This window comes from Halorubrum sp. Hd13, assembly GCF_002252755.1.
In the GTDB taxonomy this organism is placed as follows: Archaea; Halobacteriota; Halobacteria; order Halobacteriales; family Haloferacaceae; genus Halorubrum.
In genome coordinates, this window is record NZ_NHOY01000051.1 from 1 (window position 1) to 19,993 (window position 19,993).

The 19,993-nt window shown below is 68.1% G+C and carries 16 protein-coding genes and 3 tRNA genes; 14 read left to right on the forward strand and 5 right to left on the reverse strand.

The genetic code is table 11. The features are described 5' to 3' along the window. Positions 1 to 360 precede the first annotated feature (360 nt). A complete protein-coding gene (locus tag DJ81_RS06860) occupies positions 361 to 654 on the reverse strand; it encodes a hypothetical protein (protein WP_094522278.1) in 294 nt (97 codons plus the stop codon). Between the two features lie 436 nt (positions 655 to 1,090). Here DJ81_RS06860 and DJ81_RS06865 point away from each other — a divergent pair, with 436 nt between their 5' ends. Next, entirely contained in the window at positions 1,091 to 2,971 is a 1,881-nt protein-coding gene (locus tag DJ81_RS06865; protein WP_170938264.1) for a cation:proton antiporter, read from the forward strand. Between the two features lie 48 nt (positions 2,972 to 3,019). Here DJ81_RS06865 and DJ81_RS06870 read toward each other — a convergent pair whose 3' ends face one another. Together DJ81_RS06870 and DJ81_RS06875 are read right to left on the reverse strand one after the other, a co-directional pair. Further along, positions 3,020 to 3,454, reverse strand: a complete 435-nt coding sequence (locus DJ81_RS06870) for a hypothetical protein (protein WP_094557037.1) — start codon at positions 3,452 to 3,454, stop codon at positions 3,020 to 3,022. A 420-nt stretch (positions 3,455 to 3,874) separates the two neighbouring features. Further along, positions 3,875 to 3,947: transfer RNA gene (locus DJ81_RS06875), tRNA-Arg, on the reverse strand. A gap of 289 nt (positions 3,948 to 4,236) precedes the next feature. Here DJ81_RS06875 and DJ81_RS06880 point away from each other — a divergent pair. From DJ81_RS06880 to DJ81_RS06890, 3 genes are all read left to right on the forward strand, one after another. Continuing rightward, positions 4,237 to 5,715 carry a single-stranded DNA binding protein gene (locus DJ81_RS06880; RefSeq protein WP_094557036.1) on the forward strand — a complete coding sequence of 493 codons (1,479 nt, stop codon included), beginning with the start codon at positions 4,237 to 4,239 and terminating at the stop codon, positions 5,713 to 5,715. Between the two features lie 143 nt (positions 5,716 to 5,858). After that, positions 5,859 to 6,290, forward strand: coding sequence for a histone (locus DJ81_RS06885; RefSeq protein WP_094522281.1), 432 nt, complete (start codon positions 5,859 to 5,861; stop codon positions 6,288 to 6,290). Continuing rightward, positions 6,291 to 7,295 (forward strand): histone deacetylase, encoded by a 1,005-nt coding sequence (locus tag DJ81_RS06890; protein WP_094589092.1) that lies wholly within the window; start codon positions 6,291 to 6,293, stop codon positions 7,293 to 7,295. A gap of 336 nt (positions 7,296 to 7,631) precedes the next feature. Here the strand turns inward: DJ81_RS06890 and DJ81_RS06895 are convergent. Continuing rightward, a tRNA-Asp gene (locus DJ81_RS06895) sits at positions 7,632 to 7,704 on the reverse strand. Between the two features lie 29 nt (positions 7,705 to 7,733). Next, a tRNA-Asp gene (locus tag DJ81_RS06900) sits at positions 7,734 to 7,806 on the reverse strand. A gap of 262 nt (positions 7,807 to 8,068) precedes the next feature. On the opposite strand from DJ81_RS06900, the gene DJ81_RS06905 reads away from it, so the two are divergent. The 10 genes from DJ81_RS06905 to DJ81_RS06950 all read left to right on the forward strand — a co-directional run bounded on the left by DJ81_RS06905 (position 8,069) and on the right by DJ81_RS06950 (position 19,962). After that, on the forward strand, positions 8,069 to 8,296 hold the full coding sequence (locus DJ81_RS06905; protein WP_094522283.1) for a DNA-directed RNA polymerase subunit H: 228 nt from the start codon (positions 8,069 to 8,071) through the stop codon (positions 8,294 to 8,296). Further along, a complete protein-coding gene (locus DJ81_RS06910; RefSeq protein WP_094522284.1) occupies positions 8,293 to 9,858 on the forward strand; it encodes a DNA-directed RNA polymerase subunit B'' in 1,566 nt (521 codons plus the stop codon). The genes DJ81_RS06905 and DJ81_RS06910 overlap by 4 nt, the downstream gene beginning before the upstream one ends. Before the next feature lies 1 nt (position 9,859). Continuing rightward, a complete protein-coding gene (rpoB, locus tag DJ81_RS06915) occupies positions 9,860 to 11,689 on the forward strand; it encodes a DNA-directed RNA polymerase subunit B (RefSeq protein WP_094522285.1) in 1,830 nt (609 codons plus the stop codon). Positions 11,690 to 11,695: 6 nt separating this feature from the next. After that, positions 11,696 to 14,617 (forward strand): DNA-directed RNA polymerase subunit A', encoded by a 2,922-nt coding sequence (locus DJ81_RS06920; protein ID WP_094522286.1) that lies wholly within the window; start codon positions 11,696 to 11,698, stop codon positions 14,615 to 14,617. After that, the gene (rpoA2, locus tag DJ81_RS06925; RefSeq protein ID WP_094522287.1) at positions 14,610 to 15,824 is read left to right on the forward strand and encodes a DNA-directed RNA polymerase subunit A''; all 1,215 of its coding nucleotides are present in this window, start codon (positions 14,610 to 14,612) and stop codon (positions 15,822 to 15,824) included. Before DJ81_RS06920 ends, rpoA2 begins: the two co-directional genes overlap by 8 nt. Further along, positions 15,824 to 16,243 (forward strand): NusA-like transcription termination signal-binding factor, encoded by a 420-nt coding sequence (locus tag DJ81_RS06930; RefSeq protein WP_094522288.1) that lies wholly within the window; start codon positions 15,824 to 15,826, stop codon positions 16,241 to 16,243. The genes rpoA2 and DJ81_RS06930 overlap by 1 nt, the downstream gene beginning before the upstream one ends. Before the next feature lie 88 nt (positions 16,244 to 16,331). Beyond that, positions 16,332 to 17,174 carry a hypothetical protein gene (locus DJ81_RS06935; protein WP_094589094.1) on the forward strand — a complete coding sequence of 281 codons (843 nt, stop codon included), beginning with the start codon at positions 16,332 to 16,334 and terminating at the stop codon, positions 17,172 to 17,174. 217 nt (positions 17,175 to 17,391) lie between these two features. Further along, entirely contained in the window at positions 17,392 to 17,820 is a 429-nt protein-coding gene (locus tag DJ81_RS06940; RefSeq protein ID WP_004048726.1) for a 30S ribosomal protein S12, read from the forward strand. Continuing rightward, a complete protein-coding gene (locus tag DJ81_RS06945) occupies positions 17,817 to 18,470 on the forward strand; it encodes a 30S ribosomal protein S7 (RefSeq protein WP_094522290.1) in 654 nt (217 codons plus the stop codon). The genes DJ81_RS06940 and DJ81_RS06945 overlap by 4 nt, the downstream gene beginning before the upstream one ends. Before the next feature lie 184 nt (positions 18,471 to 18,654). After that, positions 18,655 to 19,962, forward strand: coding sequence for a dicarboxylate/amino acid:cation symporter (locus DJ81_RS06950; protein WP_170938265.1), 1,308 nt, complete (start codon positions 18,655 to 18,657; stop codon positions 19,960 to 19,962). Positions 19,963 to 19,993: the final 31 nt, after the last annotated feature.

The following is a 19,993-nucleotide window of genomic DNA, read 5'->3' on the forward strand; positions in this document are numbered from 1 at the left end:
ACCGCGCCGGCGACGACGCCGACGAAGAGGGCCGACGCGACCGCGGTCGCGACCGGGAAGGAGGCGACCGCGACGACCGCGACGGGCAGCGCCGCGAAGGCGGCCATCACGCGCGGCGAGGGCAGGGGGGCTGACGGGTCGGGACCCGCGTACGGGTCGGGGTGTACGGTGCGTCTGGAGCGGGATCGGTCTCGTCTCATGATTGGATGGGGGCGGGTGGCGCGAGGGCCTCGCGCCGCGGTCTGGTGCTGTGCGTCGGTCGGGGACCGTGTCGAGTGCGTCGCGGTCCGGTCGGCGTCCGGGAGCGGTCGTCGCCCGCGGGAGGTCGTCGCCCGCGGGAGGTCGTCGCCCGCGGGCCGGTCATCGGTCGCGGTCGGTCGCCGCTCGCTCTCGCGAGCGGGCCTCCGAGACCCCGACGACGTCGGTGAGGTCGGCGACCCCGACGTCCGGCGCGAGCCGGACCGAGGCGTCGACGTCGACCGTGAGGTCGTTGAGGCGGGGGCGGAGGTCGACCACGTCGACGCGTTCGACGTCGACGCCGTCGCGACCCTCGAGCTTCGATCGGACGCCGGCGTGGAGGTCGCCCGCGGCGTCGCGGGGGACCGCCACCCGGAGCGCGACGTCGGTCGCGCGGTGGCAGGGTGGGGCTGCCATACGGACCCGGGAGGGAGTCGATTCCTCACCCCGAGGCTCTGCCGCTTGAGCTACCGGGTCTAACGGTCGAAACGACCAGAGCGTCGGGGGACGGGGAAAGAAGACGGCACGCGCCTCGACGGGCGGGGGCCGACCGTCCCCGCGTCGGGGTCACGCGGCGACGGCGTCGAGACGAGCGACGACCGACCCGCGGACCCGCTTCCCGACGCTCCGAAGGGGGGCGAACGTCGGAATGGGGTCGCGGACGGTCATGGTGGGGGCGCCCGGCGGGAGATCCGCTCGGACGTGTACTCACGCAGAGGGGGAACCGAATTAATAGTTGCCCGAGTGTGGGGATCAATGGCGTGATTCGACGCCGGTGAAATATGACTATTGAGTATAATAAACGGGATGACATCGGCGGACGATTCCGCCTCGGATCACCAATACACTAAGGATGCCGGCGACCGTACACGTGGTAGACGTGTCCAGCCTGTTGCCGGTCATCGCGGCGATTCTTGTGTCGGGGCTCGTCGTCCAACTGGTCGCCCACCGACTGAAGGTGCCGAGCGTCATTTTCTACCTCCTCATCGGGGTGGTGCTGGGGCCGGAGGTGTTGGGGCTCGTGACCCTCGAGACGTTCGGGAACGGGTTGGAGATCATCGTCGGGATCAGCGTCGCGATCATCGTCTTCGAGGGCGCGTTCGCCCTGCGGATCGAGCGTATCCGCGGCGCGTCCACGGTGTCGCTCCGGCTCGTGACGGTCAGCGCGCTCGTGATGTTCCTCGGAACGGCGGCCGCGGTTCGGTTCTTCGAAGGCGCCGACTGGGAGATCGCGCTGCTCATCGGGGCGCTGCTCGTGGCGACGGGGCCGACCGTGATCACGCCGATACTCAACGTCGTCCGCGTCAGGGACCACGTCGCGACGGCGTTAGAGACCGAGGGGATCGTCAACGACGTGACGGCCGCGATCGTCGCCGTGGTGATCTTCGAGACGCTGCTGCTCGACGACCTCGGCGTTCCGGCGACCCTCTTCTCGTTCGTCGAGCGGCTCGGCGTCGGCGTGGCCGCCGGAGTGCTCGCGACGGCGATCATCTACTTGCTGCTGGACAGCGAGTTCGTCCCCGACCGCGACGTGCAGGCGTCGCAGTTCCTCGTGTTGGCGGCGGCGGTCGGGGCGTTCGCGGCCGCCGAGGCCGTCGCCGCCGAGGCGGGGATCGCGGCGGCGGCGACGAGCGGGATCCTCCTCGGCAACCTCGACATCGCTCACAGAGAGGAGATAGAGCGGTTCGCGGAGAACACGACGCTCGTCGTCCTCTCGTTCGTGTTCATCTCGCTGGCCGCGCTGATCGACGTCCAAGCGATCGCGGCGCTCGGCGTCGGAGCCGTCGGGCTCGTGCTCGTGATCATGCTCGTGCTCCGACCGCTCGGGGCGATCATCGCCACCGCCGGCGTCGAGCGGTTCACGTGGCCGGAGCGGCTGTTCATCGCCGGTGTCGGTCCGCGCGGGATCATCCCGGCGAGCGTGGCCACCCTGTTCGCCATCGAGCTGGAGCTCGCGGGGAACGTGGCGCAGGGCCAGCTGCTGGTCGGGACGGTGTTCGCCGTCATCTTCGCGACAGTCGCGATCGAGGCCGGGCTCGCGCGGCAGATCGGCGACTTCCTCGGAGTGTCACCAATGCGCACGATAATCATCGGCGGCGGTCGGGTCGGCCGGGCGCTCGCCACACGGCTGGAGCGGCGGGGAGAGTACGTCGTCATCGTCGAGATAGACGACGAAGAGGCCGAAGGAGCGCGCTCGGACGGGTTCACCGTGTACGAGGGCGACGGCAGCGACACGGAGACGCTGCGCGGCGCCGGGATCGAGGACGCCAAGCGGGTGATCACGGTGACCGGTGACGACGACATCAACCTCCTCGCGTGCCAGCTGGCGATCACGAAGTTCGACGTGGAATCGGTGTACTCGCGGGTGAACGAGCCGGACAACGTCGACGCCTTCGACAGTATCGGCGTGAAGGCGATCGACTCGCCGACGGCGACCGCGGTGGCCATCGACGACGAGATCGAGCGGCCGGCGATCACCCACTGGATGAGCGAGCTCGGAGACAGCCACGACGTGCAGGAGGTCGAGGTGACCTCGGAGGATCTCACCGGCAAGAGCATCCGCGACCTCAACGCGCAGATCCCCGACGGGACGTTCGTCGCCGTCGTCAGCCGCAACGGCGAGAACCACGTGCCGTCGGCGGACAGCGTGCTGGAGTACGGCGACCACGTCACCTTTATCGGCGACACGGACGCCGTCAGGAAGGCGATGAACCGGTTCCACCCGCACGACTGATCGGCGACGCGGGCCACGGTCGGCGTCGTCGCGAGCGCGGCTCCCGCCTCACTGACACCGGTTCTGTCGGAAGGTCACGTCGAAGACCGACTGCAGAGTGACGTAGAGCACCTCGCCGTAGGTGGCGCCCGGCGGACAGTCCGGGACGAACGTGTACTCACCGATGAGGCCGAGTCCCGAGACGTGCACGCGAATCAGCGCCCGTGCGGACTCGAAGGCGTCCTCGATCACCGACAGGGCCTCCTCCGGACCGGACGGGCCGACGGAGATGGTCTGCTGGAACACTACGTTCTCCGAGAGTCCCGACTCCACCGCGGCCGGGAGCACTTCGAGTTCGATCGTTCGTTCGGCGTCGAAGTCGCCGCCGACCTCGATGGTCACCGTCTGTGGGTCTCCGAACCTCTCTCTGAGAGAACAGCCGCCGAGTGCCCCGAGCACACTCGTTCCGAGCGTCCCGAGAATCGCTCGCCGCGTGCGCTCCATGTCGCGTTGCACCTCGTCCGGTTTCTTCAACGTTGGGGCTCGGCGACCGAGCGGCGGAGCCCCGAACGGGCGAGCGTGAGGCACGTCAGGACCGAACGCCGCGGCTGCCGAACGAAGTGAGGCAGCCGCAAAGTGAGCGTCCTGACGGAGATTTGAACTCGGAAAGACCGTCGGCCTCGCTTCGTCGCCGGCGCTTCGCGCCGGCTGCCTGCGAGACCGAAGGTCTCGCTTCGCTCGGCCGCTGCGACTTTCCTGCTCAAATCTCCGCGGCGTTTTCGGACACACGCACGGCTCGCGGTGCTCGCCGTTTGGTGTGTCCGAAAACGTTCTGACGGAGTCTCACGCGAGCGAAGCGAGCGTGAGGCACGTCAGGACCGAACGCCGCGGCTGCCGAACGAAGTGAGGCAGCCGCAAAGTGAGCGTCCTGACGGAGATTTGAACTCCGGTCCCTGGCTCCGCAAGCCAAGAGGATAGTCCACTACCCTACCAGGACTCAATCAAACGTACCGCGGTAGAACTTAAGACGGTTACGGTCCGTAGGCCGCGTGGCGGAGGGTCGCATGCGGCGCGGTCGGGAGAGACGGCCGTGGACGGATTGCACACCTTTTGTATCGAGGGGACCGATGAGCCCATATGACGGAACTCCGATCCGCGACGGCGACGCCGCGGACCCGACGGGCGACGACGCCCCGGCGCGGACCAGAAGCGGGCGTGGGTTCGGCCGTGAGACCCCGGCAAGGACAACGCTTATCCGCGGACTCGACAACCGAGGAGGTACGCGTATGGGAGTGATAGAGGACGTCTACGAGGACCTCGACACCGACGTCGAGTTCGAGGAGTTCGAGGCGGCCGTCGAGGACAAGGTCGAGCAGATGGGCGGGCTCGCCGACGAGGAGACGGCCGCGATGCTGATCGCCCACGAGCTCCGCGACGAGGAGGCCGACACGATCGCCGACATCGAGCCGGGGATGAACGACGTGAAGTTCCTCGGGAAGGTGACCTCCATCGGCGAGGTCCGGACCTTCGAGCGCGACGAGGAGGACGCCGAGGAGGGGCGCGTCTGCAACGTCGACGTCGCGGACGCCTCCGGCTCCGTGCGGGTCGCCCTCTGGGACGAGATGGCCGCGGCGGCCGTCGAGCAGCTGGAGGTCGGTCAGGTGCTCCGCGTCATGGGCCGCCCGAAGGAGGGGTACAGCGGCCTCGAGGTGAGCGCCGACAAGGTCGAGCCGGACGAGGACGCCGAGGTCGACGTGCAGGTGCTCGACACCTACCGCGTCGAGGACCTCTCGCTCGGCGCCTCCGACGTCGACCTCGTCGGACAGGTGCTCGACACCGACTCGGTCCGGACGTTCGACCGCGACGACGGCAGCGAGGGGCGCGTGGCCAACCTCACCGTCGGCGACGAGACGGGCCGCGTGCGCGTCACGCTGTGGGACGACAAGGCCGACCTCGCGGACGAGTTCGAGGCCGGCGAGGTCGTCGAGGTCGGCGACGGCTACGTCCGCGAGCGCGACGGTGACTTGGAGCTCCACGTCGGCGACCGCGGAACCGTCGAGCGCGTCGACGAGGACGTCGAGTACGTCCCCGAGACGACCGACATCGCCGACCTGGAGATCGGCGAGACGGTCGACGTCGGCGGGGGCGTCATCGAGACGGACCCGAAGCGCACGTTCGACCGCGACGACGGCAGCGAGGGGCAGGTGCGGAACGTCCGGATCAAAGACGAGACCGGCGAGATCCGCGTCGCGCTGTGGGGCGACAAGGCCGACCGCGAGATCGACCTGGCGGACCGCGTCGTCTTCACCGATGTGGAGATCCAAGACGGCTGGCAGGACGACTTGGAGGCGTCCGCGAACTGGCGCTCGACGGTCACCGTTCTCGACGAGGGGGCGGAGGCGGCGGGCAACGCGGAGACCGACGCGTCCGGGTCCGGCGACGGTTCCGGAAACAGCGACCGCGCCGCGAGCGACACCGGACTCGGCGCCTTCGCTGAGGACGGACAGAAGGCGGCGACCGAGGCCGTCTCCGGCGGGGCCGGCGGGGAGGAGAGCGCCGGATCCGGCGGCACGGCGACCGCGACTGCGACCACGGAGGAGGTCGAGTTCACGGGGACCGTCGTGCAGACCGGCGACCCCGTCGTGTTGGACGACGGCCAGCGGACGAAGAGCGTCGAGACCGACGCGAGCCTCCGGCTCGGCGAGGAGATCACCGTACGGGGCGCGGAGCGCGACGGGACGATCCACGCGGACGACGTGTTCTGACCGTCGCGGGCCGCTCCGTCCCGACTGACTCCGGTTTCGAGGGCGCCGAACAGCGACGCGACGAGTAGCCGCGACGCCAGCGCTCGGGCGCGGAGACGCCGGTAACGGAAAGCGTTATACGGTACACGGACGCGACTGTGTGTATGAGTGTCGAGTTGCCGTTCGCGCCGGTCGACGGGATCATCCGGCGGAACGCCGGGGAGCTCCGCGTCAGCGCCGACGCCGCCGAGGAGCTGGCGCGCCGCATCCAATCGCACGGTGCGGAGCTGGCGATCGACGCGGCCGAGCGGGCAACCGAGGACGGACGGAAGACGCTGATGGCGTCGGATTTCGGCGTCGAACAGGTGATCGCCCGAGAGGATCTCACCCTGCCCGTCGCCCCCATCGACCGGATCGCGCGGCTCCGGATCGACGACCGATACCGGGTCGGCGTCGACGCGCGGATCGCGTTGGCCGACATCTTGGAGGACTACGCGGACAACGTCGCGAGCGCCGCCGCGACGCTCGCGCGACACGCCGACCGACGGACCGTACAGGCCGAGGACATCGAAACGTACTTCGCGCTGTTCGAGTAGATGCGGTTTGGCTACAGCGAGCGGTGTCTCGCGCACGACACGGGGGAGCGGCATCCGGAGAATCCGGACCGACTGCGCGCGATCCGCCGCGGCCTCGCCAAGCGGCACGGCGTCGAGTACGCCGAGGCGGACCCGGCGACCCGCGAGGAGGTCGTCGCCGTCCACGACGCGGAGTATGTAGACGAGTTCGAGGCGTTCGTCGACGACGGGGGCGGAAGCTGGGACCCGGACACTGTCGCGAGCGAGGGGACGTGGGACGCCGCGCTCACCGCGGCCGGCCTCGCGCAGTGGGCCGCCCGATCGGCGCTCGACGGGGCCGACGGCCGGGACACCCCGTTCGCACTCGGCCGCCCCCCGGGCCACCACGCGGTCCCCGACGACGCGATGGGGTTCTGCTTCTTCAACAACGCCGCCGTCGCGGCCCAGACGGTCCTCGACGAGGGCGCCGCAGACCGGGTCGCGATCTTCGACTGGGACGTCCATCACGGGAACGGCACCCAGGACGTGTTCTACGACCGTGGCGACGTGCTCTACTCGTCGATCCACGAAGACGGGCTCTACCCGGACACCGGCGACCTCGAGGAGACCGGCCGCGACGACGGGGAAGGGACCACGGTGAACCTCCCGCTCGCGGCCGGCGCCGGCGACGCCGACTACCGCTACGCCATCGACGAGGCGATCGGGCCGGCGATCGACCGGTTCGACCCCGATCTGCTGATCGTCTCCGCGGGGTTCGACGCGCACCGCCACGACCCGATCTCGCGGATGCGCGTCTCCTCGGAGGGGTACGCGATGATGACCGACCGAGTCCGGTCGGTCGCCGACAACGCCGACGCGGTCGAGGCCTACGTGCTGGAGGGCGGCTACGGGCTCGACACCCTCGCCGAAGGGGTCTCGATGGTTCACGAGACGTACGACGGTCGAACGCCGGTCACCGACGACGAGGAGCCGGACGCGAAGACGGAGTCGTTAGTGGCGGACCTGCGGGAGTTGCTCGACCTATAGGCGGCACCGACCGGCGATCCGGGACCCGACGGACGCGCCGATCAGGCGGCTTCGCTCGTCGGTTAGCGTCGACAGAAACGCCCGGAGCGGGGTTTGAACCACAATCGTTCCGCTCGTTTCGCTCGCGTCACTCTCTGATTCACACCCGCAGCGATCGATTTCGACGAACGGCTCGCTACGCTCGCCGTATTGTTCGGAGAAAACGCCCGGAGCGGGAGTTGAACCCGGAGGACTTCGTTCACTCCGTTCGCTCGTCCTCAGATTCAACTCCCTGCGAAACGATTCGTCGCCGCCGGTATCGACTCGCTGCGCTCGTCGATTGGCGGCGACAGAATACGCCCGGAGCGGGATTTGAACCCGCGTCACGACCGTGACAGGGTCGTATGATGGGCCACTACACCATCCGGGCAAACAGCGACAAAGCCCCGAAACGGGGGACGCCCGGAGCGGGATTTGAACCCGCGTCACGACCGTGACAGGGTCGTATGATGGGCCACTACACCATCCGGGCTTGTCGCAGTCATTCGTACCCCTGTCTGGCAAATAAGGCTTGTCATCGCCGGCGACGATGGGGACGGGTGACAGGGCGAGACGGCCGGCCGCGTCGCCGCTCGCGGCGGTAGCCTTTTGTATAATACCCGCATGAGTGTGAGTATCGCACGCCCCCGTCGTCGTGAGCCGCGCGCGGCGGAGCCGGTTGGCAAGTCTTATGTCGCTGGCGCATATAGCGATCTGTAGTATCTCGTGATAGCTTCTTTCAATAACCACCACCCATGGTAGACGTAAGCCAACACGAACTCGTCCCGGACCACGTCCTCCTCGACGACGACGAGGTCGACGAAGTCCTGGCGGAGTACGACGTGAAACGGACGAACCTACCGAAGATCAAACGCACGGATCCCGCGATCCCCGACGAGGCCGAGGTCGGCGACGTGGTGAAGATCGTTCGAAACTCCCGCACGACGGAGGAAGCGGTCGTGTACCGATTAGTCGTCTCATGAACAGGCAAGACCGACGCGTGGTTTCACGCGAGTACTTCTCCGACGAACGGCTGGCCGAACACCACTTCCGATCGTTCAACAACTTCCTCGACCGCGGCATGCAGGAAGTCGTCGACGAGAAGGAGACGATCGAGACCGACATCGGTGACAAGGAGGGCCAAGAGCCCGTCTACGTCGAACTCGGCGACGTGCGGATGGTCACCCCGCGCGTTCGCGAGGCCGACGGCTCGGAGGAGCTGCTGTACCCGCAGGAGGCCCGCCTGCGGAACATCACCTACTCGGCGCCCGTCTTCATGGAGATGTCCATCGTTCGCGGCGGCGAAGACGAGCCCGAACAGGTCGTCGACACCACCGAGACGAAGGTCGGCCGGATGCCGATCATGGTCGGCTCGGACAAGTGTAACATGGCCGGCTTCTCGGACGAGGAGCTCATCGACATCGGCGAGGACCCCGTCGACCCCGGCGGTTACTTCATCGTCAACGGCTCCGAGCGCGTGCTGATGACCTCGGAGGACCTCGCGCCGAACAAGATCCTCGCGGAGTACGACTCGAAGTACGGCGACGAGATCCAGGTCGCGAAGACGTTCTCCCAGCGCCGCGGCTACCGCGCGCTGGTGCTGTGCGAGCGCAACCGCGAGGGGCTGCTCGAAGTGTCGTTCCCGTCCGTCTCGGGCTCGATCGACTTCGTGACCCTCGTCCGCGCGCTCGGACTGGAGTCGGACGAGGAGATCGTCCACCGCGTCTCGGACGACCCCGAGATCGTGAAGTTCATGCTGGAGAACTTGGAGGAGGCGGAGGTGCAGACGACCGAGGAGGCCATCGAGACCCTCGGCGAGCGCGTCGCCTCCGGCCAGGGGAAGAACTACCAGCTCAAGCGGGCGAACTACGTCATCGACCGCTACCTCCTGCCGCACCTCCACGAGGAGGGCGTCGAGGAGGAGGACGTCCGGATCAACAAGGCGTACTACCTCTGCCGGATGGCCGAGGCGTGTTTCGAGCTCGCCTTGAACCGCCGCGAGTCCGACGACAAGGACCACTACGCCAACAAGCGCCTGAAGGTCTCCGGCGACCTGATGCGCGACCTGTTCCGGACCGCCCTGAACAAGCTGGCGCGCGACGTGAAGTACCAGCTGGAGCGCGCGAACATGCGGAACCGGCAGCTCACGGTCAACACGGTCGTTCGCTCGGACGTGCTGACCGAGCGGCTCGAACACCCGATCGCGACCGGGAACTGGGTGGGCGGTCGCTCGGGCGTCTCCCAGCTCGTCGACCGGACGGACTACATGGGCGTGCTCTCGCACCTGCGGCGCCTGCGCTCGCCGCTGTCGCGGTCGCAGCCGCACTTCGAGGCGCGGGACCTCCACGCGACCCAGTGGGGTCGCATCTGTCCCTCCGAGACGCCGGAGGGGCCGAACTGCGGGCTCGTGAAGAACTTCGCGCAGTCGATGGAGCTGTCGCAGACGGTCGAGGACGAACAGGGGCTGAAACGAGAACTGGCGTCGATGGGTGTCGAGGGGATCCCCGGCATCGAGGGCGTCGAACGACAGACGGCGGACGACTAATATGGCTCAGGCAGAACGCGAAGCGAAGGTGTACGTCAACGGGAGCCTCGTCGGGACCCATCCGGACCCCGAGGCCCTCGCCGAACAGATCCGCGAGGCGCGCCGCCGTGGCGATGTCTCCGACATGGTGAACGTCTCGGTCAGGGACCGGACCCAAGAAGTGATCGTCAACGCGGACGCGGGGCGGGCCCGCCGGCCGCTGATCGTCGTCGAGAACGGCGAGCCGCTGCTCGGCGACGAGGAGATCGAGGCGCTCGAGCGCGGCGACATCGAGTTCGAGGACCTCATCGACCGCGGCTACGTCGAGTTCATCGACGCCGAGGAGGAGGAGGACATCCTCGTCGCCGTCGACGAGGAGGACGTGACCGAGGACCACACGCACCTCGAGATCGACCCGCAGCTCGTGTTCGGTATCGGCGCGGGGATGATCCCGTACCCCGAGCACAACGCGAGCCCGCGCATCACGATGGGCGCGGGGATGATGAAGCAGTCGCTCGGGCTTCCCTCCGCCAACTACCGGATCCGGCCTGACACGCGTCAGCACCTGCTGCACTACCCGCAGCTGGCGATGGTGAAGACGCAGACGTCCGACCAGATCAGCTTCGACAAGCGGCCGGCGGCGCAGAACTTCGTCGTCGCCGTGATGTCCTACGAGGGGTTCAACATCGAGGACGCGCTGGTGATGAACCAGGGCTCCGTCGACCGCGCGCTCACCCGCTCGCACTTCTTCCGGACCTACGAGGGCGAGGAGCGCCGGTACCCCGGCGGTCAAGAGGACCGCTTCGAGATCCCCGACCAGGACGTCCGCGGCGCGCGCGGCGAGGAGGCGTACACCCACCTCGACGAGGACGGCCTGGTCAACCCCGAGACGAAGGTGGACGAGTCCTCGGTACTCCTGGGCAAGACCAGCCCGCCGCGCTTCCTGGAGGAGCCCGACGACATGGGCGGGCTCTCCCCGCAGAAGCGCCGGGAGACCTCGGTCACGATGCGCTCGGGCGAGTCGGGCGTCGTCGACACCGTGACGCTGATGGAGGGCGAGGACGGCTCCAAGCTCTCGAAGGTGAAGGTTCGCGACCAGCGCGTCCCCGAGCTGGGCGACAAGTTCGCGTCCCGCCACGGCCAGAAGGGCGTCGTCGGCCACCTCGCTCCGCAGGAGGACATGCCGTTCACCGAGGAGGGGGTCGTCCCCGACCTCGTGATGAACCCGCACGCCCTGCCGTCCCGGATGACGGTCGGCCACGTGCTGGAGATGCTCGGCGGCAAGGTCGGTTCGCTCCGCGGCTCGCGGGTCGACGGCACGCCGTTCCAGGGCGAAGACGAGGAGGAGCTCCGCGAGGGGCTCGAGGAACACGGATTCAAGTCCTCCGGCAAGGAGGTCATGTACTCCGGCGTCACCGGCGAGAAGATCGACGCGGAGATCTTCGTCGGGACGATCTTCTACCACAAGCTGTACCACATGGTGTCGAACAAGCTCCACGCTCGCTCGCGCGGGCCGGTCCAGGTGCTCACGCGCCAGCCGACCGAGGGGCGCGCCCGCGAGGGCGGCCTGCGCGTCGGTGAGATGGAGCGCGACACGATCATCGGCCACGGCGCGTCGATGGTGCTCAACGAGCGGCTGTTAGAGTCGTCCGACGCCGAGACGGTCCACGTCTCCGCGGAGACGGGGCTCGTCGCCGTCGAGGACCGCGAACAGCGCCGGGTGTACGACCCGGTCACGGGCGACGAGGACGACATCCACGAGCTCGAAGTGAGCTACGCGTTCAAGCTCCTGCTCGACGAGATGATCGCCCTGGGAATCCGACCGAAGCTCGAACTGGAGGACGCTATTTAAATGTCAATGCAAACACCGAAAGTGCTCGGCGGCATCGACTTCGGCCTCATGGACCCGGAAACGTACCGGGACATGTCGGCGACGAAGGTGATCACGGCCGACACGTACGACGACGACGGCTACCCGATCGACATGGGGCTGATGGACCCGCGGCTCGGCGTCATCGACCCCGGCCTGGAGTGCCGGACCTGCGGCTCCCACTCCGGCTCCTGTAACGGTCACTTCGGCCACATCGAGCTGGCCGCGCCCGTCATCCACGTGGGCTTCACGAAGCTCATCCGGCGCCTGCTCCGCTCGACGTGCCGCGAGTGCGGCCGACTCGCCCTGGACGAGGCGCAGCGCGACGAGTTCCGCGACCGCTACGAGCGGGCGAAGGAGCTCGGCGACGACGAGCACGACGTGCTGAAGGCCGCCGTCCGGCAGGCCCGGAAGGCGTCGACGTGCCCGTTCTGCGGCGAGCCGCAGGCGGACATCAAACACGAGAAGCCGACCACCTACTACGAGGTGCAGGACGTGCTCTCGGGCGACTACTCCGAGCGGATCGCGGCCGCGATGCAGCCCGACGAGGAGGAGGACGACCCGGGGACCTCCCCGCAGGAGCTCGCCGAGAAGACCGACATCGCCTTAGACCGGATCAACGATATCATGGCCGGCGAGTTCCGCCCGCGCAAGGAGGACCGCCGGTCCATCGAGAAGGCGCTCGACGTCGACCTCACCGAGGAGGACATGAACAAGCTGATGCCCTCGGACATCCGCGACTGGTTCGAGGACATCCCGAACGAGGACTTAGAGGTCCTCGGCATCGACGCGGAGGACTCCCGGCCGGAGTGGATGATCCTAACGGTCCTCCCCGTCCCGCCGGTGACCACGCGCCCGTCCATCACGCTCGACAACGGCCAGCGCTCCGAAGACGACCTCACGCACAAGCTGGTCGACATCATCCGGATCAACCAGCGGTTCATGGAGAACCGCGAGGCGGGCGCCCCGCAGCTGATCATCGAGGACCTCTGGGAGCTGCTCCAGTACCACGTCACCACGTTCGTCGACAACGAGATCAGCGGGACCCCGCCGGCGAGACACCGCTCCGGCCGCCCCCTCAAGACGCTCAGCCAGCGGCTGAAGGGGAAGGAGGGCCGCTTCCGCGGCTCGCTGTCCGGGAAGCGCGTCAACTTCTCCGCTCGGACCGTCATCTCGCCGGACCCGACCCTCTCGCTGAACGAGGTCGGCGTGCCGGACCGCGTCGCCAAGGAGATGACGCAGACGCTCAACGTCACCGAGCGCAACGTCGAGGAGGCGCGCCAGTACGTCCGGAACGGCCCGGAGGCGCACCCCGGCGCGAACTACGTCCGACGACCTGACGGGCGTCGCCTGAAGGTGACCGAGAAGAACTGCGAGGAGCTCGCCGAGAAGGTGGAGGCCGACTGGGAGGTCAACCGGCACCTCGTCGACGGCGATATCGTGATCTTCAACCGGCAGCCCTCGCTGCACCGGATGTCCATCATGGCCCACGAGGTCGTGGTGATGCCGTACAAGACGTTCCGGCTCAACACCGTCGTCTGCCCGCCGTACAACGCCGACTTCGACGGCGACGAGATGAACATGCACGCGCTCCAGAACGAGGAGGCCCGCGCCGAGGCGCGCGTCCTCATGCGCGTGCAAGAACAGATCCTCTCGCCGCGGTTCGGCGGGAACATCATCGGCGCGATCCAGGACCACATCTCCGGGACGTACCTGCTCACGCACTCGAACCCCGAGTTCACCGAGACGCAGGCGCTCGACCTGCTCCGGGCGACGCGAGTGGACGAGCTCCCCGAGGCCGACGGCGTCGACGACGACGGCCGCGACTACTGGACCGGCCGGACGCTGTTCTCCGAGCTGCTGCCCGACGACCTCACGCTGCACTTCTCGTCGTCGACCGGCGACGACGTCGTCATCGAGAACGGCCAGCTGGTCGAGGGGACGATCGACGAGGACGCGGTCGGCGCCTTCGGCGGCGAAGTCGTCGACACCCTCACCAAGGAGTACGGCGAGACGCGCTCGCGCGTGTTCATCAACGAGATCGCGTCGCTCGCGATGCGCGCGATCATGCACTTCGGCTTCTCGATCGGGATCGACGACGAGTCGATCCCGCCGGAGGCCGAAGAGCAGGTCGACGACGCGATCGAGAGCGCGTACGACCGCGTCCAAGAGCTGATCGCGACGTACGAGGCCGGCGAGCTGGAGTCGCTGCCGGGCCGCGGCGTCGACGAGACCCTGGAGATGAAGATCATGCAGACGCTCGGAAAGGCCCGCGACTCGGCCGGGGAGATCGCCGACCAGCACTTCGGCGACGACAACCCGGCGGTCGTGATGGCCCGCTCCGGCGCGCGTGGCTCGATGCTGAACCTGACGCAGATGGCCGGCTCCGTCGGTCAGCAGGCGGTCCGCGGCGAGCGGATCAACCGCGGCTACGAGGACCGGACGCTCTCTCACTACAAGGAGAACGACCTCTCCGCGGAGGCGCACGGCTTCGTCGAGAACTCCTACCGCGGCGGGCTCACGCCCGAGGAGTTCTTCTTCCACGCGATGGGGGGCCGCGAGGGGCTGGTCGACACGGCGGTCCGGACCTCCAAGTCCGGCTACCTGCAGCGCCGCCTCATCAACGCGCTCTCCGAGCTGGAGGCGCAGTACGACGGCACGGTCCGAGACACCTCGGGCCGGATCGTCCAGTTCGAGTTCGGCGAGGACGGCACCTCGCCGGTGAAGGTGTCCTCCGGCGAGGGCGACGGCATCGACGTGGACGACATCGTCGACCGCGTCGTCGACTCCGAGTTCGACTCCGACGACGAGAAGGAGCGGTTCCTCGGCGAGCGCACGCCGCCGACGAACCTGTCGGAGCACGCCGGACCCGGCCTGAACAAGGCCTCGGGGGTGGAGTCGGATGACTGAGTACGACCACGTCACCGACGACATGGAGGCGGTCGTGGAGGCGACCGAGCTGCCCAGCCGCCTCAAAGACGAGGTGTACGAGGCGCTCGAGAAGAAGGGCGAAGAGACCGGCGAGATCACGGTCGAGCAGGCCACCGAGGTCGCGACGGGCGTCGAGAACCGCTACGTCGAGACGCGCGTGGACCCGCTCGACCCCGTCGGCACCGTCTCCGCGCAGTCGATCGGCGAGCCCGGAACGCAGATGACGATGAACACGTTCCACTACGCCGGCGTCGCGGAGATCGACGTCACGCAGGGGCTCCCCCGGCTCATCGAGCTGGTGGACGCCCGGAAGACGCCGGACACGCCGATGATGACCGTCCACCTCGAGGGCGAGTACGCGACGGACCGCGAGAAGGCCCACGAGGTCGTCTGGTCCATCGAGGCGACGCGCATCCTCGCGCTCGGCGACGTGTCGACGAACGTCGCCGACATGCTGGTGCGGATCGACCTGAACGACGACACCCTGCTCGAGCGGTGGCCGACCCACTCCGATCCCTCGGAGGTCGCCGAGATCATCGCCGAGACGATCGAGGACTCGCTCGGCGTCGACACCCGGCAGTCGGGCACCGTCATCGAGTTCGGCCCCGGAGAGCCGAGCTACCGCGAGCTGCTCCAGCTCGTCGAGCGGCTCCGGGAGATAGTGTTCAAAGGGATCGAAGAGATCGAGCGCGTCGTCATCCGGAAAGAGGAGATCGACGGCGACGAGGAGTTCGTCCTCTACACCGAGGGATCGGCGTTCGGCGACACTCTCGACATCGAGGGCGTCGACGCCTCGCGCACGACGTGTAACAACATCCACGAGATCTACCGCAACCTCGGCGTCGAGGCGGCCCGCGAGACGATCATCGACGAGACGAAGAACACGCTCGAAGAGCAGGGGCTCGACGACGTGAACGTCCGCCACCTGATGCTCGTGGCGGACATGATGACGACCAACGGCGAGATCGACTCGATCGGCCGCCACGGCATCTCGGGATCGAAGGACTCCGTGCTCGCGCGCGCGGCGTTCGAGGTGACGGTCAACCACCTGCTCGACGCCGCGATCCACGGCGAGTACGACGAGCTCGACGGCGTCATCGAGAACGTCATCGCCGGCAAGCCGATCTCGCTCGGCACCGGCGACGTCGACCTCCGGATGGGGTCACGCGTCGTGGGCGACGACTGATGTACGTCGAGCTCTCCGACGAGGCGCGGCGCTACATCGGTCGGTTCGACGAGCTGACCGGGGTCGCGCCGAAGGACTGCCTCGTGGAGGGCGACCGGCTCGTGTTCCTCGTGCCGGCCGGCGAGATGGCCGCCGCGATCGGACAGGCGGGCGAGACCGTCGAGGAGGCGGAGCGGCGGCTGGGCAAGTCGGTCGAGCTGGTGGAGGACGCGGACACGCCGGAGGCGTTCGTCTCGAGCGCGCTCGCGCCCGCGGCGGTCAACGCCGTGACCATCTCCGAGCAGAACGACCGCGTCGCGTACGTCGAGGTGCCGGAGCCGGACCGCGGCGTCGCCATCGGCGCCGACGGGACCAACATCGAGACGGCACGGACGCTGGCGAAGCGCCACCACGACATCGACGACGTGCAGCTGACGTAGGTCGCGATCCCGCGTCTAGCCGTCCGCGAACGTACGTTCCGTATCCGGGGATCCGCGCGCTTTTGACCGCGGCTCCGTTTTGTGACCCATGAACCGCAGACGCCTCCTCGCGAGCCTCGGGACCGCAGTCGCGGTCGGGAGCGCCGGCTGTTCCGACGACGACGGTGACGGGTCGGGCAACCCGACCGACGACGGGTCCGACCGCCCGTTCACCGACGCGAACTGGCGCGACGGCGACGCGCTCGCGCTCGACGCGCTCGCCGAGTCCCACGTCGACGCGTTCGTCGACGCGGGCGGCTTCACCCTGTTCTCGACGGCCGAGACGAGTCACGACGGCGACGCGGATCCGACGCCGTGGCTCCCGTCGCAGGTGTACGAATCGGGCTACGACCTCGAGAACGGTCGCCAGTACGTGAGACAGGAGCTGACGGAGACGGAAGAGCCGGACGTCACGGAGCTGTACATCGCCGGCGACGAACTGCTGTTCCGGCGGCAGACCGACGGCGAGACGCAGTACGACCGCCAGTCGGTGGACCGCTCGGAGGGCGACCTCGAAGAGGCGATGCGACAGGAGGCGCTGACGGGGATCCGCGTCGAGGGGGAGACGGAGACCGGCGAGACGCAGTACGAGGGACTGAACCGCTGGAACACGGCGAGCGACGGGGCGGGCGAAGTCCGCGGCGAGACGACCGCCCGGTTCACCGCCGACGGGTTCGACGGCGACCGGAACATCCCCGAGACCGTCGAGACCGCGTCCGCGACGGCGCACGTGTACGAAGCCGGCGTCGTCCCGCGGCTGGAACAGTCGTGGGCCGGCGGACACGACGGGGGAGAAGCGACCGTCGACATCGACATCGACTACCGCGATCCCGGGGCGGAGATCCCCGAACCCGACTGGGTCGCCGACGCCCGCGAGGCGACGAGCGAGTGATGACGACCGGCGGCGACGGCGACTCGCGGTCGGCGGCGAACGACGGGCGCTCGCGACGGCTTACCGTCTCAGCGGAGACGAGCGGCGGTCGTTTCGAATGCGCTCGTGGAGAGAAACACTCTCAGAACGGACGAGAGGTACCGCTCGGGCGATCTGAGGGCGTTTCGCCGCGTCGAAAGACGACGCTTAAGTAGCTCCGTTCGGAAGTAGACGTACGATGGCGAACGGCAAATACGCGGCCCGTAAGCTCAAACAGGACCGGCAGAAGCGCCGCTGGTCCGACTCCGAGTACGCTCGGCGAGAGCGCGGGCTCAAGAAGAAGTCCGACCCCCTCGAGGGCGCCCCACAGGCTCGCGGGATCGTCCTGGAGAAGGTCGGAATCGAAGCAAAGCAGCCGAACTCGGCGATCCGAAAGTGCGTCCGCGTCCAGCTCATCAAGAACGGGAAGCAGGTCACCGCGTTCTGTCCCGGTGACGGCGCCATCTCGTTCATCGACGAGCACGACGAGGTCACGATCGCCGGGATCGGCGGGGCTAAGGGTCGCGCGATGGGCGACCTCTCCGGTGTCAACTACAAAGTCGAGAAGGTCAACGGCGTCTCCATGATCGAACTGGTTCGCGGAAACGCGGAGAAGCCCGTCAGATGAGCGGCGAGGAGACCGAGGCGCCGTCCGACGAGGACGTCGCCGCCGACGAACCGGATCCGGACGCGCCCGCGTCCAGCGAGGCCGCCAACGAGAACGCCAAGCTGTTCGGCGTCTGGGACGTCACCGAGATCGCCTACGAGGACCCCTCGACGAAACGCTACATGACCGTGACGCCCATCGCCCACACGATGGGGCGCCACGCGTCGAAGCAGTTCAAGAAGTCCGAGATCTCCCTGGTCGAGCGGCTGATCAACCGCCTGATGCAGACCGACGAGAACACGGGCAAGAAGCAGCAGGCGACGCGGATCGTCCGCGACGCCTTCGACATCGTCCACGAACGGACCGAGGAGAACCCGGTGCAGGTCCTCGTTCGCGCGGTCGAGAACGCCGCGCCGCGGGAGGAGACCGTCCGCCTGAAGTACGGCGGCATCTCCGTCCCCAAGGCGGTCGACGTCGCGCCCCAGCGCCGCGTCGACCAAGCGCTGCTGTTCATCTCTGACGGCGTCGCCAGCGCGACGTACAAGTCGAGCACCGCCGCCGCCGAGGCGCTCGCCAACGAGCTTACGACCGCTGCCGACTACGACGCCGACCGCTCCTACTCCATCTCGCAGAAAGAGGAGCGCGAGCGCGTCGCCGCCGCGGCCCGCTAACGAGGCGGACCTCGGCGAGCCGACCGGCGCCGAGCGATTCTCTCTCCGCGCCCCCCGAGCGACGGCCTCGTCCGGACCGCGAAGGCTCTGACTCCTGACTCCCGCCGCCTCGTGTCACAGGTCCCGGCGAGCCTGCGGGTCTGGCAATATTTACTTGTGGGTCCTCCAGAAACACGCTCGCCGTATGGCAAACGCGCTGATGCAGTCCTGGCGGCGGTACCGCGAGGTACCGATCGTGTATCGCATCGGACTGGCGTTCGTGCTCGGTTCGGTGTTCGGGCTCGTCGTGGGGCAGCCGGCGACGGTGCTCCAGCCGCTCGGCGACCTGTTCGTGAACCTGCTGAGCATGCTGATCGTCCCGATCGTCGTGTTCACGCTGCTGATGGGGGCGCGGCGGCTCTCGCCGAGCAACCTCGGGAAGATCGGCGGGCAGGTGGTCGGGTTGTACGCGCTCACCTCGGCCGCGGCGGTCGGGTTCGGACTGCTAGTCGCGAACCTCATCGATCCGGGAGCCAACCTCGAACTGGGCGACGCGGAAGCACAGACCGCAGAGGCGCCCGACATCGTCGAGGTGCTCCTCGGGATCGTTCCCGAGAACCCGATCGGCGCGATGGCGGCCGGGGACATTCTCCCGACGATCTTCTTCGTCATCGTGTTCGGACTCGCGCTGGCGCTCGTCGAGCAGTCCACCGACTCGGCCGACATCCGCGAGGGCGTCGAATCGTTCTACAACTTGGCTGAGGCGGGCGCAGAGGCGATGTTCAAGGTTGTCTGGGGCGTGATGGAGTACGGCGTGATCGGCGTGTTCGCGTTGATGGCGGCGGTGTTCGGGGAAGCCGGCGTCGACGCGATCGTCCCGTTCGCCCTGCTTATCGCCACACTAGCGATCGCCGTCGCCGCGCACATCGCGGTCGTCCACCTCGGGGTCATCGTGCGGCTGCTCGCCGGACAGTCGCCAACAGCCTTTCTCGCCGGGGGACGCGACGCGCTGATCACCGCGCTGTCGATCCGCTCGTCGAGTGGGACGCTTCCGGTGACGATGGCGAACGCCGAGGACAACTTCCACATCGACGAAGGGGTCTACAGCTTCTCGTTGCCGCTTGGCGCGACGATCAACATGGACGGCACCGCCCTCTACCAGGGCGTGGCCGCGGTCTTCGCCGCGAATCTCGTCGGCGTACAACTGTCCATCGCCGAACAGGTGACCGTCGTCCTCGTGGCGGTGCTGGCGAGCGTCGGGGCGGCGGGCGTGCCGGGGACCGGGCTCATCATGTTGACGCTCGTGTTGACGCAGCTCGGACTGCCGCTCGAAGTCGTCGGGTTCGTCGCCGGCGTCGACCCGATCCTGGATCGGCTGCGGACGATGACCAACATCAGCGGCGATCTGGCGGTCACCACGATCGTCGCGAAGTGGAACGACGCGGTCGACTTCACGCGGGGCGCGTGGGTCGGGAAGAGCGATGACCTCGGCGTCGCCGCCGGCGACGATTAAAAACGGAGTAAGCTGGGACGATCGGCGTCGG